The following is a 14279-nucleotide window of genomic DNA, read 5'->3' as shown; positions in this document are numbered from 1 at the left end:
AAGAGCAGCAGTTGCAAGCACAACTACTGCTCTGGTGCCGAGCAAACTAGGCTCAACCAAGATGCCGATAAGCGACCTCAACTTAAACGACATTACAAGCACGCGTTTAGCCACCGCCGTGGTGATGCTCAGTTATTTAGAGGGATGAATTATTTCACCTCTCTAAAATAGAACTGTTGTGAAATGGTGTTTTTCCACACGTCCTCCACTATGTTATCGCCATTGGCATAGGAGCCATTGGCCACTTTCATCGACGAACCGCCCTTACGGGACACTAGCCTTAATGAGCCATTAGGCATCAACTCGCTACGGAACTCGCTGTCGATTGCAGTACAAGCCCCTAGCTCCAGATTACCTTCGTTGGTCACAAGGCATTGTTGCGCCTTGTTGTTTGAACGTTGGATGGATTGTAGACGGTAAAATCCATCGGTTGTCGGCATGGCTTGCCACTGCTGACAGGCATCGCCGGTGTATTCAAACTGAGCCACATTGGCATTAGGTTTAAGCTGACATTGTTCGGCGCTGACCACTCGGCCGCTATGGGCGTTGACTATGGCAAATGTTGAGACTGGCTCAATCCGCCAATCGGTGCATTCACTGACACGGTTTTCCCCGGCAATCACCTCGGCGCCAGCCTTTTTACTGCAGTTTTTCACCTGCAGATTGCCGATGGAGCGATCGTTTGCGAAACGGAACCAGCCCTCGCGAGTCGAATCCACCGACCAACGCTGACAACGGGAGGCGACCCAAGGCGCAGTATTCAGTGCCGTTGAAGACTCATCTTGGCACTGAGCCTGAGTTAAAAAGGTTCCCTGACCCACATTAGCAAAGCGATACAGGCCATCGTTACTCGGATCAATTACCCATTGGCTGTTGTCATCCTCGCACTTACCGACACTGACCTGCCCCTTGGCATTGGTCACTAGGCATTGACCGACTTCACGGCTCACGATGCGGTATTTCACGCCTTCCACCTGGGTGGTTATCGGACCAAACTCGCCACTTGGGACTGGCAACTGCTTTTTATCCGCCATTGGTTCGCCAAATTTAGGCAAGCCTTCGTTATCCCAAGTAAAGGGTTGAGCACGTGCCGCACGGGTACCACTACAGCCGTCGGAGGCCGAGGAGTTGCCATGGTAAATGAGCCAATCTTCTTTCCCATCGGGAGACTTGAAGAAACCATGGTGGCCAGGGCCATAGACACCATTGGCCTTGCTAAAGAAAGGCTTGTCGTACTTAGTCCATGCGGCGGGATCCATAGGATCGTCACCGGTGAGTTCAACCACGGCCAAGGAATAATCCTCAGTGTTACAAAAGCTTGCCGAGTGAACTAAGAAAGTTCTGCCCTCATGCTGGATGATTTCAGGGCCTTCGTTGACGTTTAAGCCTGATTTTTCCCAGTCGTGAATGGGCGCTGTGATCACCTTATGTTCGCCCTCGACGGTCCAAGGGTTGCTCATCTTGGCAATCAAGTTGACTTGATCTTGGCCATGCCATTCGGACCAGAGGAAATATAACTGGCCTTTATACTCCAAATAGCTGCCGTCGATATTCCAGTGGTCGGGCATTGGTGTGCCCTTAAACTTGTATGGCCCCATAGGGTCGCTGCCTTCACTCTCGAGGATATGGTTACGCTGGCCATCGAAGTTTTCTGCCACGCCCGAGGTGTAAATTACATACCAACGTAATCCCTGCGCAGTTTGCAGTGGGTGGAATTCGAACGCCCAAAAGTTACAGCAGTTGGATTTATCTGTGCCACTCCAAATATTGTGGGCTGGCGCATAGGCAAGCCCTGCAATGGTGGGCGATTTACGCATCACCAGCTCAGAGGTCCACGTGGTGGTGGTGAGATAATAGTTACCATTGTGGTATTCGAGCCAAGGATCGGCTCCATTTCGAAATAACGGATTGGCAAAGGTCGCTGCGGTAATGCGGTTTTCATCCGCGCCCTTCGCACTCTCTGCGGCATATAGGTTACCTGCCCCCAAGCAGGTCGCACTAAGTCCCATGGCCAGCGCAAGCGTCGCCATTCGTTTGTTGATTGTGTGAGTCATTATTGTTTTGTTCCTTCGGGTGCAACTAATACGCTCTGGTATTGATTGAGCGCCTTAGGATCGACCTCTGGCCAACCTTGGCGCCAGCTAAGTTCCGCCATCTTGAGTTTTTGTAAGCCATTATCGGCGGATTCGTAGGCATGAAAGACTAAGTAATCTTTGCCATCGAAGGCATAAACACTGTTATGGCCCAATCCAGGCCAAGCCTTAGTGCCATGCAGTAAAACTGATCCGCCGCCTTGCGCCATGTCTTTGCCCGCTTTATCGAGGTAAGGCCCGGTCACCGTTTTGGCGCGGCCCACGGCTAAGTGGTAAGTGCTGTCATCCCCACGACAGCAAAGGCCGTAGGAGACAAAAAGATAGTAATAGTCATCTTTTTTATAGATAAAAGGCGCTTCGATTTCAGCAGGACCTGGCTCGGTTTCACCAAGCAGTGCTGGGCGTTCTAACTTGGCAAGCGTGTGCCACTCCTCAGGTTTGGCGATGGAGATAAAGTCCGGATTGAGCTTGACCAGTTTTAACCCTTGCCAGAAGGAGCCAAAACTCATCCAAGGCGTACCCTGCTCATCGACAATAATATTGGGATCAATCGCGTTCCAAGCATCGCGATTTGGCACAGATTGAATAACGATCCCCTTATCTGTCCACTGATAGTCCTTTGAATTCTTGTCGAGGGTTTTATTGACTGTCACGCCAATGGCCGAGGTGTTTTTACCAAAGGCCGATACTGAGTAATACAGATAAAACAAGCCGTTATGCTCAATGATATCCGGCGCCCACAAATGGCCGTTAAACTCTGGCGCAACGCCTTTTGCCCAGCTAGGCTCAGTTTCGAATACCCGCCCAGCTAATTCCCAATGGATTTTATCCTTTGAGGAATAATAGGTAATACCGGGACCTGTGCTGAAGAGATAATACTGTCCGGCCTCTTTTGCCATCACAGGATCGTGAATACTCACCTGTTTGGCACTCACTTGGCCTAGGGTGCCCAATACGCCAAGCAGTGCACAATTGAGCATCTTAAGGTGACGTTTTAGGGCTGTTTTCGGTGTGACTCTCATAGCTGGCATCAATTCTCCTTATGAACCCCATCCCATATAACAAAATAGTTATTATGCTATTGTATGATGAATTAAGTTATCATACTATCAGGACAAGGAAGTAACAATCAAATGCAAAAAAATTAACAGGAGAAAAATGTGTTAACATTGCGGAGGCGTTAAATTGCAAAATAACACAATAACTCACTGTTTATAATAAATATAATAAGGATTTCTGATGAGTTATCATAAATTGTCAGTCATTGAAAAGATCGGTTACGGCTCCGGGGACATGGCCGTTAACGTGGTGATTTCGTCAATGATGTTAATTATTACCTTCTTTTATACCGATATTTTTGGGTTAAAGCCCGCCGATGTCGGGATATTGTTCCTGCTGGTTCGTCTTATCGATGCCATTACCGATCCTTTAATGGGCATTATTAACGATAAAGTGACGACCCGCTGGGGAAGATATCGCCCCTACTTCCTGTTTATGGCGATTCCCTTTGGTATTTCGGTGTTCTTAACCTTCTCAACCCCAGATTGGGATTACAATGCCAAACTTATCTGGGCCTATTCGACTTATATTCTGGTCACTATCATCTTTACCACTGTCACTATTCCGTATATTTCGATTATCAGCGTGATCACCGACGATCCAAAAGAGCGGTTATCCGCCAACGGTTATCGTTTGTTCTTCGCCAAGATTGCCGCCTTTTTAGTGACCATTATCGTGCCTATATTGGCGTCTGCCTGGGGCGGAGAGAACATTGCCGCGGGCTATCAAAAAGCCATGGGCGTGATGGCATTGATGGCAACCCTACTGTTTTTATTCTGCTTTTTTACTACCACAGAGCGCGTGGCCTACAAGGTGGAAACTAAGCCTGTTGGCATGCAACTGCGATTATTGTTCAAAAACGATCAATGGTTAGTACTAGTCGCGATTTGTGTGATTGGCACCATTGGCTATGTGATCCGCGGCTCGGTAGCAGCCTACTACGCGACCTATTACTTGGGCGGCGATGCCAAGATGCTCTCGGCATTCCTGTCGACCGGTGTTGGTGCAGCGATTCTTGCGATGGTCGCTTCAACTTGGATCACTAAGCGTTACTGCAAACTAAAACTCTTCCGCTACAGCCAAATCGTGGTTGGGATCTTAAGCGCCATCATGTTCTTTGCCGTGCAGCCGGGCGACATAGTGCTGGCCTTCGTACTCTACTTTGCGATTTCATTCGTGGTGGATTTACATGCGCCTGTCTTCTGGTCGGTGATTTCCGAGTCGGTGGATTATGGCACAGTCAAAACGGGCCACAGGGTCTCTGGCCTTGCCTTTGGCGGGATCTCATTCGCCCAAAAAGCGGGTATGGGCGCGGCGGGATTTGTGGTGGGTATGCTACTGACCTACTTCAACTATCAACCCGGTGAAACTCAAAGCGAATTTGCGTTGACCGGTATTTCGTTAATGCTAACGGTGATCCCTGGCGCATTCCACGCGCTGATGGGCTTACTGATGTTCAAATACAAGATTTCTGATCGCGTTTATGAAGAAATCAAACAGGCTTTGCCCGAGCAGGCGCATGTTAGCCAAACGGACGCCAAGCAGACGTCTAAGGCTATAGCCTCAGACACTGTAACTGCTGAGACAGTAACGCCTAAGACTGCTGCGCCCCAAGTATCGGCGTAATCTTTCTGCGATAACACCATAAGCCCCTACCCAGGGGCTTTTTTATCACGCAAAAACTGAGTTAATCCAAACGTAAAACTCCAATCCGTATAATAAGGGAGCCAAGATGAACACTGCCCGATTGTTTGGCCTTTGCCTGTTATTGCCATTAACTTGCCCATTCGTATCCCAGCCAAGCTTTGCTAGTCTTACCCCCATTCCGCTAAACGATGTGCGCCTAACCGCCGGGCCATTTCTGCATGCCCAGCAGACCGATTTGGCTTACATCATGTCGATGGATCCCGAGCGACTACTCGCCCCTTACCGCAAGGCCGCGGGAATTGCGACCACGGCCGACAACTACCCCAATTGGGAAAATACGGGCCTTGATGGCCATATCGGTGGGCATTATCTATCGGCATTGGCCCTAATGTATGCCGCCACGGGCGATCAGGCGGTGCTTTCGCGCCTCAACTACATGGTGGCCGAGTTGGAAAAGTGTCAACAGGCCCATGGCAATGGTTATGTGGGCGGTGTCCCTCATGGAGACAAACTATGGCAGCAGGTCGCCGCTGGCCATATCGAAGCGGATCTGTTTACGCTCAACCAATCATGGGTGCCTTGGTATAACGTGCATAAGGTATTCGCGGGCCTGCGGGATGCCTATCTTTATACTCAAAATCCCACGGCGAAGAAAATGCTCGTCGGTTTTGCCGATTGGATGCTAGATTTAAGTCGCAATCTAAGTGATGAGCAGCTGCAGCTTATGCTGCGCACCGAATACGGTGGCTTAAATGAAACCTTAGCGGATGTGTACAGCATTACAGGTCAAAACAAATACTTAAATCTTGCGAATCGCTATACGGATCAAAGCCTGTTACAACCCCTGTTGCAGCATCAAGATAAACTGACGGGCCTACATGCCAATACACAAATTCCTAAAATTGTCGGTGTGGCACGTATTGCCGAGCTGAGTAATAACAAGGAATGGTTAGAAAGCGCCGATTATTTTTGGCAGCAAGTAGTTCACCAGCGCACCGTTTCCATCGGTGGCAACAGTGTGCGCGAGTATTTTCATCCCAGCGAAGATTTCAGCAGTATGCTTGACTCGGTAGAAGGCCCTGAGACTTGCAATACCTACAACATGTTGAAGCTGTCAAAATTACTGTATGAAAACAAACGTGATTTACGCTATATCGATTACTACGAGCGTGCACTCTACAACCATATCCTCTCGTCCCAGCATCCGCAAACTGGCGGCCTAGTGTATTTTACGCCAATGCGCCCAGACCATTACCGCGTCTATTCCTCGGCGCAGGAAAGTATGTGGTGTTGTGTCGGCTCAGGCATCGAAAACCATGCTAAATACGGCGAGCTCATCTATGCCGAGGAGGACAACAATCTGTTTGTGAACCTGTTTGTTGATTCTGAGGTCCACTGGAAAGCCAAAGGCATCAGCCTTAGCCAAAAAACTCAGTTCCCCGATGACAATACTTCGCAGATGATTATCCATCAGGAGGCGGACTTTACCCTCAATCTGCGCTATCCCACATGGGCTAAGGGTGAGGTGACCGTGAGCATTAATGGCGAGCCGCAAAGGTTTACACCGACTCAAGGGCAATATATTCCCTTAACGCGGCACTGGCGCAAGGGCGATAGCGTGACTATCACCTTACCCATGGACATTAGTCTTGAGCAGCTACCCGATAAAACCGCCAATTACTCAGTGCTTTATGGACCAATTGTGTTAGCGGCAAAAACGGTGCCTATCGCTAACGAAGCCTTAAACTTTATCGGCGATGCCAGCCGCATGGGGCATATTGCCAGTGGCCCTATGTGCGAACCCAGTCAGGCGCCGATTTTTATCAGTGATGGTACCCGCTTTTTAACCGATATCCGCCGTGAGCCCATGAGTCAGCTGCAATTTACCACGGGGAAAGCCCGTACAAATCAAGGGAGCCCCATCACGCTGATCCCCTTCTTTCGCCTGCATGACAGCCGCTATACCTTGTATTTTGGCCAGAGCGCTCCCGATGAATGGCAACAGAAACAGCAAGAGTTAGCTCAAAAAGCCCAGATGGAAGCCAAGTTGATGGCGCAAACCTTAGATAGTGTGCAGCCCGGAGAGCAGCAACCTGAGTCGGATCATTTCTTTAAGGCATCAAAGAGTGAAGCGGGCCTTAATGGTAATCGCCATTGGCGCCATGCCGAGGATTGGTTTAGCTATCAACTCGATGCCAAAGGTGAACCGCAACCCATATTGCGCTTAACCTACTTTGGCTTGGATGCTGGGCGACGTTTCGACATTTTGATCAACGATAAACGCCTTGCCGAAGTCACTCTGCCTGCCGATAAGGGGCCGATATTTTACAACGTCGACTACCCTATTCCCGCCGACATGCTTTCGGATAGCACAGTGCCCTTCAGGGTAAAATTTGTGGCAAAACCGGGCTCGATTGCTGGCGGTTTATATGAGGTGCGCCTACTAAAAAGTGAGTCGACCTCGACTCTGTAAGCGAGCATCCCGAGCGCATGTAGGCACTCGAGCTTAAAACACTGATTCAGATAAGGGAAAGTGAAACGCTTTCCCTTGTTTTTATCCCCTAACCCAGAGTTTCTGCGCTTGGCACTACCTAATGTTTGCTGGTGGCCCTATGCGACTCGCCGTAAATAACAACCACTAGCCGTCAATATTTCAGTCAGCATTTCAGTCAATATTGAGTGGGACCTCGTCGGTAATAGACGAAATAAGCCAATTGAGTTGAAAATTTTTGTTGGCAATATTCAGCGCCATTGCTGATAAAAACTAGCGATAATCTCTTTATCATTACAATTTTGAACAAAATAATCGATATCAGCATCGCTTTGATCGCCAAAACAAACGGAGAACAATATTGTCTGCTGGTTTAGCGGGCGCATGGCTTTAACCTCATTGAGCGCCCTGACTAATATGGCGTACAAGGCTTTAAGGTAAGCATCGTATGCCTCTTCGGACTCGAGCGCCTCAGCGTCTTCTTGCAGCAATTGCAGTTTGTCGTTAATCGCCTCAAAAATATCTTCATTTTCATCGTGATGTGGGGAGTCGCAGGCTGACCAGCGCAGCGTTTGCTTAAGCTGTGTGAGGGATTTATGCCGAAAACTCTTATCGTTTTGATATTTCTTTGCGACGGCCGTCAGGCCTTCCTCGGTGAAAAGGGTGACACCTAAATATTCCACTAAGGGCGAGCTGTATAGGCAAAAACCGTAGAGGGTTTGCGCCGGATAGTGTGACAGCCACCAATCGTAATATTCAGCAAGCGCCAGAGTGAGTTCCTGAGCAAGCTCTTCCATCCTTGCTTCAATATCTGCACTAAGCTTGCCTTTGTTTATCGCCATTTCCCTACTCCTCGAACTTGGCAAAATCATCACTGATATTCACTTTCACACGCAGGCAGCACTTCTGCCCACCAAGTGAATGCTCGGGCGGCAATATAACATCAATAGGTTCAAAGGTTGAATCGATTAAGTAATTGAAATAGCGAGCGGAATAGCATGTTGTGTGTGCGAGCCTAACAATCGCGTTTTACCTAAGCAATAGCGCTTAAGTCAGGCATAAAAAAAGCGGGGCTGCTGAAGCGTGCCCCGCGGTTATCACATCATTTATGTCGGCAAATGAATTAATAGAGATTGAACAAGGGGCGTCCGCTCTCATCAAATGACACCGCTAACGTTCGCGCATGGCGATTGGGATCATAGAGTGGATCTTTAATGATTTGCGCTAATGGACGGGTATCTGTCTTTGGCACCACGCTAGGATCGCCCACCGCATGTTCATAATCACGGGCATGGTAAACACAGATGGGCGTTACACCATCTTCTGCCACGGTAAAACTGTTATGACCAGGGCCGAAGATTTGCTTGTCGACATCCGTGCACAGCACTGGCTGGCGGGTTTTCTTCCAGGAGTTACGATCGAGCAGATCAGCATGCTCATCGGCCTCCATATAACCCATGCAATAACAAGCACCTGTCGCGCTGGCCGAGAAGGTAATAAAGATTTTCCCCTGATGTTTAAGTACAGCAGGCCCTTCGTTAACCCAAAAATCGACGCGTTCCCAATCATAATCTGGGGTGGTGAGCATAAATTGCGCCGTTTTTAACTTGATGGGCGATGCCATTTCCGCAAGATACAGGTTGGATGCCGCAAATTGTCCACCGGTTTTCTCCGCCCAGCAGAAGTAGCGCTTACCGTTGTTTTCGAAAATGGTCGCATCTAAGGAAAAGTCGATAAAGGATTTATTATCACCCTCGGCCGCCTGCATCATGCCAAGTTCAATCCATTCATCATTTAATGGATCTTGTCCTAGACACTCAAGCACGTAGGGGCGTAATGCCCAAATATTTTCCTCTTCGCTGGCCGCGAAGTAGATGTACCATTTTCCGTCGAGATAATGGATCTCGGGCGCCCATACGTGGCGGCTCATTGGGCCGCTTTGGTGTTTAAACCAGATATCGAAGGTTTGGGCGTCTTTCAAGCCGTCTAAGGTCTTGGATTTACGCAGTTCAATCCGATCGTAGGTCGGAACTGAGCCCGTAAAGTAGTAATAACCGTCGCTATGTAGGTACACAAAGGGATCGGCGCGCTGCTCGACTAGGGGGTTGTTTGTTGCTCTTATCATGGAAAACCTGTCTATTTCGATTACTTAACTGTGCTATTCGTGTCTATTAAACGCTTTACGCTTATTCGCGGGATTGCGTGTCTTGCTGATTAAAGGTTTGGCTATCGCTGTGCTGATTATCAAATACTGGGAAACCGTCCGCCGACCAGCGAATGGCGCGGTAGTAAGTGTGTCGATTACCGTCAGTCAATGGTGTCCCCTGCAGCTCAAGGTAATTACGTGCATGGTAAAACATCAGCTCGGTTTTACCATCCTCTGCCAGCACAAAACTATTATGGCCAGGACCAAAACGATTCAGGCTAGGCTCAGTGGTAAAGACTGGGCTTGGCGATTTATGCCAACTCTTAGGATTGAGTAAATCGGCATTTTCATCGGCCCATAACAGCCCCATGGCATAACGGTCATCCGTGGCACTGGCGGAATAGGTCACGAAGACTTTACCGTTTTTAACCAACACAGCGGCGCCTTCGTTGACTTTAAAGCCTAAACGTTCCCAATCCAATAAGGGCTCGCTGATAATGGTTTCGTTATCAGAGAGTTGAGTTGGCGATAGCATTTTGGCAATCACTAAGCCGGTGTTGTAACGCTTGGCTTTGTCCTGCTGCGCCCAAATAAAATAACGCTCGCCCTTCAGGCTAAAGCTGGTCGCATCGAGGGAGAAAGCATCCTGTGCCGATTGTAACTTGCCAAGCTCTTGCCATTGGCCCGTCATCGGTGAGTCGCCCTCGAGTCCTAAAACAAACATGCGGTTATGAAAACGCACATCCTTATTGCTGGCCGCAAAATAGATATACCAGCGACCATCGATTTTGTGCAGCTCAGGCGCCCAAATATCGATACTCATGGGGCCGGTTTCATGCTTGTGCCACAGGGTTTTAGGTGTAGCTTGGCGTAAACCGTCGATGGTTTTGGCGTGGCGAAGTTCGATGCGGTCAAACTCAGGCACCGAGGCAATAAAGTAGTAACTGCCGTCATCGTCGCGTATCACCCAAGGATCCGCCCTTCTCTCGATAAAGGGCGCATTCGCATCGAGGGTTTGCGCCGTGGCGCTGTGGGATTGTGCGCGGCTAATCTCAAGTACAGGCACAGCTTGCGCTAATGGCAGCGCCAATGCGGCGAGTAAGCCACAGGTCAAAGGCAAGCGTCGAAAGACCGACAGATTAGGTTGACGATTATCCATGTTGTGTTTTGCGTCCATTCAAGAGTTTCTGTAACAGGATGAAGAAGAACAGTAACAGGCCAATGACAATCTTGGTCCACCAACTGCTTAAGCTGCCATCGAAGGTAATATAGGTTTGAATCACTCCCATCAAAATCACCCCGAGCACAGTGCCGAGCACAAAGCCACTGCCGCCAGTTAACAGGGTGCCACCAATGACCACGGCCGCAATGGCATCCAGTTCGACGCCAATGGCGCCAAGCGCATAGCCCGAGAAGGTGTAAAAGGTAAAGACAATCCCCGCCAGCGTCGCCAGAAAGCTACTGATGGCGTAAATACTGATGGTGGTTTTAGCGATGGAAATCCCCATCAGCTCGGCGGAATGTTGATTGCCACCAATGGCATACACATTCGTACCAAAACGGGTGTAATGCATAACCACGGCGATAATCACAAAGAACAGGATAAAGATCAGCGAGCTTAAATCGAGCGCGCCATTGCCTGGTAGTGCAATGCTCATCTCTGCCACCGCATCGTAAAATGGATGATCAATGGCAATCGACTCTTCGCTGAGCGTTGTCGCTAAGCCCCTCGCTAAGAACATCCCGGCAAGCGTCACGATAAATGGCTGCAACTTATACACATGGATAATAGTACCCATGAGTGCGCCAAACAGAGTGCCCAGGGGCAGAATAACCGCAAAGGCTAACAATGGATGCCACTGGTACTCGGTGATCAATAAACTGGTGACGACCCCACTTAAGGCGATGACAGCGCCAACCGAAAGATCGATCCCGCCAGAGATAATCACTAAGGTCATACCTAATGCGGTGATCAGCAGGAACGCATTGTCACGCAACAGGTTGGTGACCACTCGGCCACTGGCAAAACCGTCAAACTGAAAGGTGCCGACCAGAAACATGGTCAGTAATAATGAGGCGGTGATCCACAGCGGGATAAAACGTCTTGCTATCATAGTTTTTCTCCTGTTGCGGTACTGGCTTTTGCACTTGTGCCCTTTTCTGCTGGTTTGGCATCCGCTTCGCGCTTGGATGTGAACAGCGCCGACAATTGGCGCCTAAATTTAGCCGATTGCAACAGCAGCACGGTCAGGATAACGATGGCCTTGATCAACAGGTTAAACTTAGCAGGTAAACCACTGACGATAATGGTCGTCGCTAAGGTTTGAATGATCAGCGCACCGACGACCGACAGAATCAAGGAGAAACGCCCGCCCGTAAGCGCAGCGCCGCCAATCACGACGGCGAGCACGGCATCGAGCTCAAGCCAAAGCCCGGCGTTATTCGCATCTGAGCCTTGGATATCGGCGGTGCTGATCATGCCGGCCAACGCCGCGCACAGACCCGCAATGCCATAGGCGAACAGTTTGATGGATTTATCGTTGATCCCAAGGTAACGACTCGCCTTGGCATTACAGCCAACCGCTTCGATAAAAAGCCCTAAAGCGGTTTTACGCAGCAGTAATTGGCTGAAGGTTAGCATCCCAATCACAATCCACACTGGCATCGGCAGGCCTAAAAACTGGCCCACGCCAATGGCGGCAAAGCCTGGGTGCTGGAAGGTGATAATTTGCCCTTGGTTGATAAGCTGAGCGACACCGCGCCCCGCCACCATGAGCAGCAAGGTCGCGACAATCGGTTGAATGCCTAAGAAACTCACCAGACCGCCATTAATACAGCCAGCTAAGAGCCCAACGATCAGGCCTGCTGCAATAACGGTGACTAAGCTGATATCCGGCACTAACAGTAGATTGGCGCAAACCGCGCCCGCAATCGCCATCACGGCACCAACCGACAGGTCGATTCCGCCAGTGGCAATCACGAGACTCATACCAATGGAGAGCAGCGCCACGGGTGCACTGCGATTTAAAATATCAATCAAAGAGCCATAGAGTCTGTCGTCTTGATAGCTGATATTGAAGAAACTGCTGTCAATAAACAGATTGGCCAGTAACAGAATAGTTAAGGCCAATAGTGGCCAGAGGTATCGACCAATGGAGGTCGACTTGCCCGCTTGGTAACGGGCGTTTTTTTCTTGAACCATGGTCTTATGACTTTCCTGCATCCGCGGTTGCCGCTCAGATGAATGCGCCTCAGATGCGTTCATCTGGGGTGAGAGCAAATCGGCGGACATGCGTGTGGATGATAGGGTTTCGGCTGAGCTTTTCATTTATCCCTCCGCAATCGCTTGCATTACGTGTTGCGAGGTTAATTCCGCTCCTGAAAGTTCACGTACTGCATATCTGTCGCGTAATACCACGACTTTATTTGAAAAGGCCACGAGCTCATCGAGCTCAGACGATGCAACCAGCAGCGACATGCCTTCATCACACAAGGTTCTGATAAGTTTTACGATTTCGGCGTGGGCGCCAATGTCGATGCCGCGGGTCGGCTCATCCAGTACCAATAAAATCGGCTCTATGGCTAACCAACGCGCGAGGATAACCTTCTGCTGATTACCGCCACTCAATTGCTCTATGGGTTTATCTGCGTCCGGTGTTGCAATCTGTAATTTATCGATAAAGAACTGGGCAATTTCCTGCTGCCGAGCTTTAGATAAATACCGCCACCAACCGATACGTGCCTGCAGCGCGAGTATGATGTTTTCACGAATCGATAAAGGGCCGATAATGCCGTCAATCTTGCGATCTTCCGGGCACAGGGCGATCCCAGCGCTGATCGCATCCACGGGTTGCGACAGATTCAATTTCTGCCCAGCTAAATGGATACTGCCGCTATCGACCAAGTCCAGCCCAAATACGGCGTTGCAGACTTCGCTGCGCCCAGAGCCTAACAGCCCCGCAAGTCCAACTGCCTGCCCCTTTGGCACGGTGAGATTCATAGATTGGATTGAACCTTTTACCGACACATCTTTGAGGGACAAGAGCACGGCCTCAGCGCGGGTGACGGTGCGCTCCTTTTCCTGTTTATCAACCAATTGCTCCTGCAGAGAACGCCCGAGCATGGCTTCAATCAACTTAGGTTGTGGCAGTTCTGCCGTCAGATATTCGCCGATAAACTGCCCGTTACGTAACACGGTAATGCGATCGCTTATCTGATAAACCTGATCGAGGAAGTGAGTGATAAAGACAATAGCCACGCCCTTGGCTTTGAGCTGGTTTAAGATCCCAAACAGCACTTGCACTTCTTTGGCATCTAAGCTCGCGGTAGGCTCATCAAGCACTAATACCTTGGCCGACATGGCTACGCCACGGGCGATGGCGATCAGTTGCTGCACCGCGATGGAATAATCCGACAGCGGCGCGCTAACATCGATATCCAGCTTGAACTGGGTTAACACGGCCCGCGCGTCGGCATACATTTTTTTAAAATGGATCAGCCCAAGGCGGCGCGGTTCGTAACCGAGGAACAGGTTTTGTGCCACGGTCAGGTTAGGCACTAAGTTCACCTCCTGATAAACCGTGCTGATCCCCGCCTTTTGCGCGTCCATTGGTGTGTTGAAGTGTTGCGGCTCGCCGAGGAAAAGGATGTCGCCCATGTCTTTCGACTGGGCGCCTGTCATCACTTTCACCAGGGTTGATTTACCCGCACCGTTTTCGCCCAATAGGGCGTGAACTTCCCCTGCAAATAACCGTAAGCTCACATCCTCAAGGGCTTTGACGCCCGGATAATGCTTACTGATCTGCTTGAGTTCTAAAATAAGGCTCATAGCGCTATTCCCCAA

At 49.8% G+C, this 14279-nt stretch carries 10 protein-coding genes; 2 read left to right on the top strand and 8 right to left on the bottom strand.

What is annotated here, in order from left to right; all coding sequences use genetic code 11:
• Nucleotides 1–149: 149 nt before the first annotated feature.
• Together N7386_RS10940 and N7386_RS10935 are read right to left on the bottom strand one after the other, a co-directional pair.
• A complete protein-coding gene (locus N7386_RS10940) occupies nucleotides 150–2054 on the bottom strand; it encodes a family 43 glycosylhydrolase (RefSeq protein WP_011717059.1) in 1905 nt (634 codons plus the stop codon).
• Nucleotides 2054–3124 carry an arabinan endo-1,5-alpha-L-arabinosidase gene (locus tag N7386_RS10935; protein WP_011717058.1) on the bottom strand — a complete coding sequence of 357 codons (1071 nt, stop codon included), beginning with the start codon at nucleotides 3122–3124 and terminating at the stop codon, nucleotides 2054–2056. The genes N7386_RS10940 and N7386_RS10935 overlap by 1 nt, the downstream gene beginning before the upstream one ends.
• A gap of 208 nt (nucleotides 3125–3332) precedes the next feature.
• Here N7386_RS10935 and N7386_RS10930 point away from each other — a divergent pair, with 208 nt between their 5' ends.
• The gene (locus N7386_RS10930) at nucleotides 3333–4778 is read left to right on the top strand and encodes an MFS transporter (RefSeq protein ID WP_011717057.1); all 1446 of its coding nucleotides are present in this window, start codon (nucleotides 3333–3335) and stop codon (nucleotides 4776–4778) included.
• Between the two features lie 106 nt (nucleotides 4779–4884).
• A complete protein-coding gene (locus N7386_RS10925; RefSeq protein ID WP_279768492.1) occupies nucleotides 4885–7272 on the top strand; it encodes a glycoside hydrolase family 127 protein in 2388 nt (795 codons plus the stop codon).
• Between the two features lie 269 nt (nucleotides 7273–7541).
• Here the strand turns inward: N7386_RS10925 and N7386_RS10920 are convergent, their stop codons facing one another.
• The 6 genes from N7386_RS10920 to N7386_RS10895 all read right to left on the bottom strand — a co-directional run bounded on the left by N7386_RS10920 (nucleotide 7542) and on the right by N7386_RS10895 (nucleotide 14264).
• Complete coding sequence (locus tag N7386_RS10920) at nucleotides 7542–8132, bottom strand: DUF4303 domain-containing protein (RefSeq protein ID WP_279768489.1); 591 nt, start codon at nucleotides 8130–8132, stop codon at nucleotides 7542–7544.
• Nucleotides 8133–8413: 281 nt separating this feature from the next.
• Complete coding sequence (locus N7386_RS10915) at nucleotides 8414–9415, bottom strand: family 43 glycosylhydrolase (protein ID WP_279768487.1); 1002 nt, start codon at nucleotides 9413–9415, stop codon at nucleotides 8414–8416.
• Nucleotides 9416–9476: 61 nt separating this feature from the next.
• Complete coding sequence (locus N7386_RS10910; protein WP_279768485.1) at nucleotides 9477–10613, bottom strand: family 43 glycosylhydrolase; 1137 nt, start codon at nucleotides 10611–10613, stop codon at nucleotides 9477–9479.
• Entirely contained in the window at nucleotides 10588–11550 is a 963-nt protein-coding gene (yjfF, locus tag N7386_RS10905) for a galactofuranose ABC transporter, permease protein YjfF (protein WP_011622755.1), read from the bottom strand. Before yjfF ends, N7386_RS10910 begins: the two co-directional genes overlap by 26 nt.
• Complete coding sequence (locus N7386_RS10900) at nucleotides 11547–12764, bottom strand: ABC transporter permease (RefSeq protein ID WP_279768482.1); 1218 nt, start codon at nucleotides 12762–12764, stop codon at nucleotides 11547–11549. The genes yjfF and N7386_RS10900 overlap by 4 nt, the downstream gene beginning before the upstream one ends.
• Nucleotides 12765–14264: a sugar ABC transporter ATP-binding protein gene (locus N7386_RS10895; protein ID WP_011626167.1), complete on the bottom strand. Its 1500-nt coding sequence runs from the start codon at nucleotides 14262–14264 to the stop codon at nucleotides 12765–12767.
• Between the last annotated feature and the right edge of the window lie 15 nt (nucleotides 14265–14279).

The sequence above is a fragment of the Shewanella sp. GD04112 genome (assembly GCF_029835735.1).
Taxonomy (GTDB): Bacteria; Pseudomonadota; Gammaproteobacteria; order Enterobacterales; family Shewanellaceae; genus Shewanella.
The sequence above is the reverse complement of the archived record's forward strand: the minus strand, read 5'-3'. Positions and strand labels throughout refer to the sequence as shown.

Bases quoted from the DNA above. Each gene is read 5' to 3' on its own strand.
- N7386_RS10940 (WP_011717059.1), bottom strand. From the start codon at position 2,054: ATGACTCACACAATCAACAAACGAATGGCGACGCTTGCGCTGGCCATG.
- N7386_RS10935 (WP_011717058.1), bottom strand. From the start codon at position 3,124: ATGCCAGCTATGAGAGTCACACCGAAAACAGCCCTAAAACGTCACCTT.
- N7386_RS10930 (WP_011717057.1), top strand. From the start codon at position 3,333: ATGAGTTATCATAAATTGTCAGTCATTGAAAAGATCGGTTACGGCTCC.
- N7386_RS10925 (WP_279768492.1), top strand. From the start codon at position 4,885: ATGAACACTGCCCGATTGTTTGGCCTTTGCCTGTTATTGCCATTAACT.
- N7386_RS10920 (WP_279768489.1), bottom strand. From the start codon at position 8,132: ATGGCGATAAACAAAGGCAAGCTTAGTGCAGATATTGAAGCAAGGATG.
- N7386_RS10915 (WP_279768487.1), bottom strand. From the start codon at position 9,415: ATGATAAGAGCAACAAACAACCCCCTAGTCGAGCAGCGCGCCGATCCC.
- N7386_RS10910 (WP_279768485.1), bottom strand. From the start codon at position 10,613: ATGGACGCAAAACACAACATGGATAATCGTCAACCTAATCTGTCGGTC.
- yjfF (WP_011622755.1), bottom strand. From the start codon at position 11,550: ATGATAGCAAGACGTTTTATCCCGCTGTGGATCACCGCCTCATTATTA.
- N7386_RS10900 (WP_279768482.1), bottom strand. From the start codon at position 12,764: ATGAAAAGCTCAGCCGAAACCCTATCATCCACACGCATGTCCGCCGAT.
- N7386_RS10895 (WP_011626167.1), bottom strand. From the start codon at position 14,264: ATGAGCCTTATTTTAGAACTCAAGCAGATCAGTAAGCATTATCCGGGC.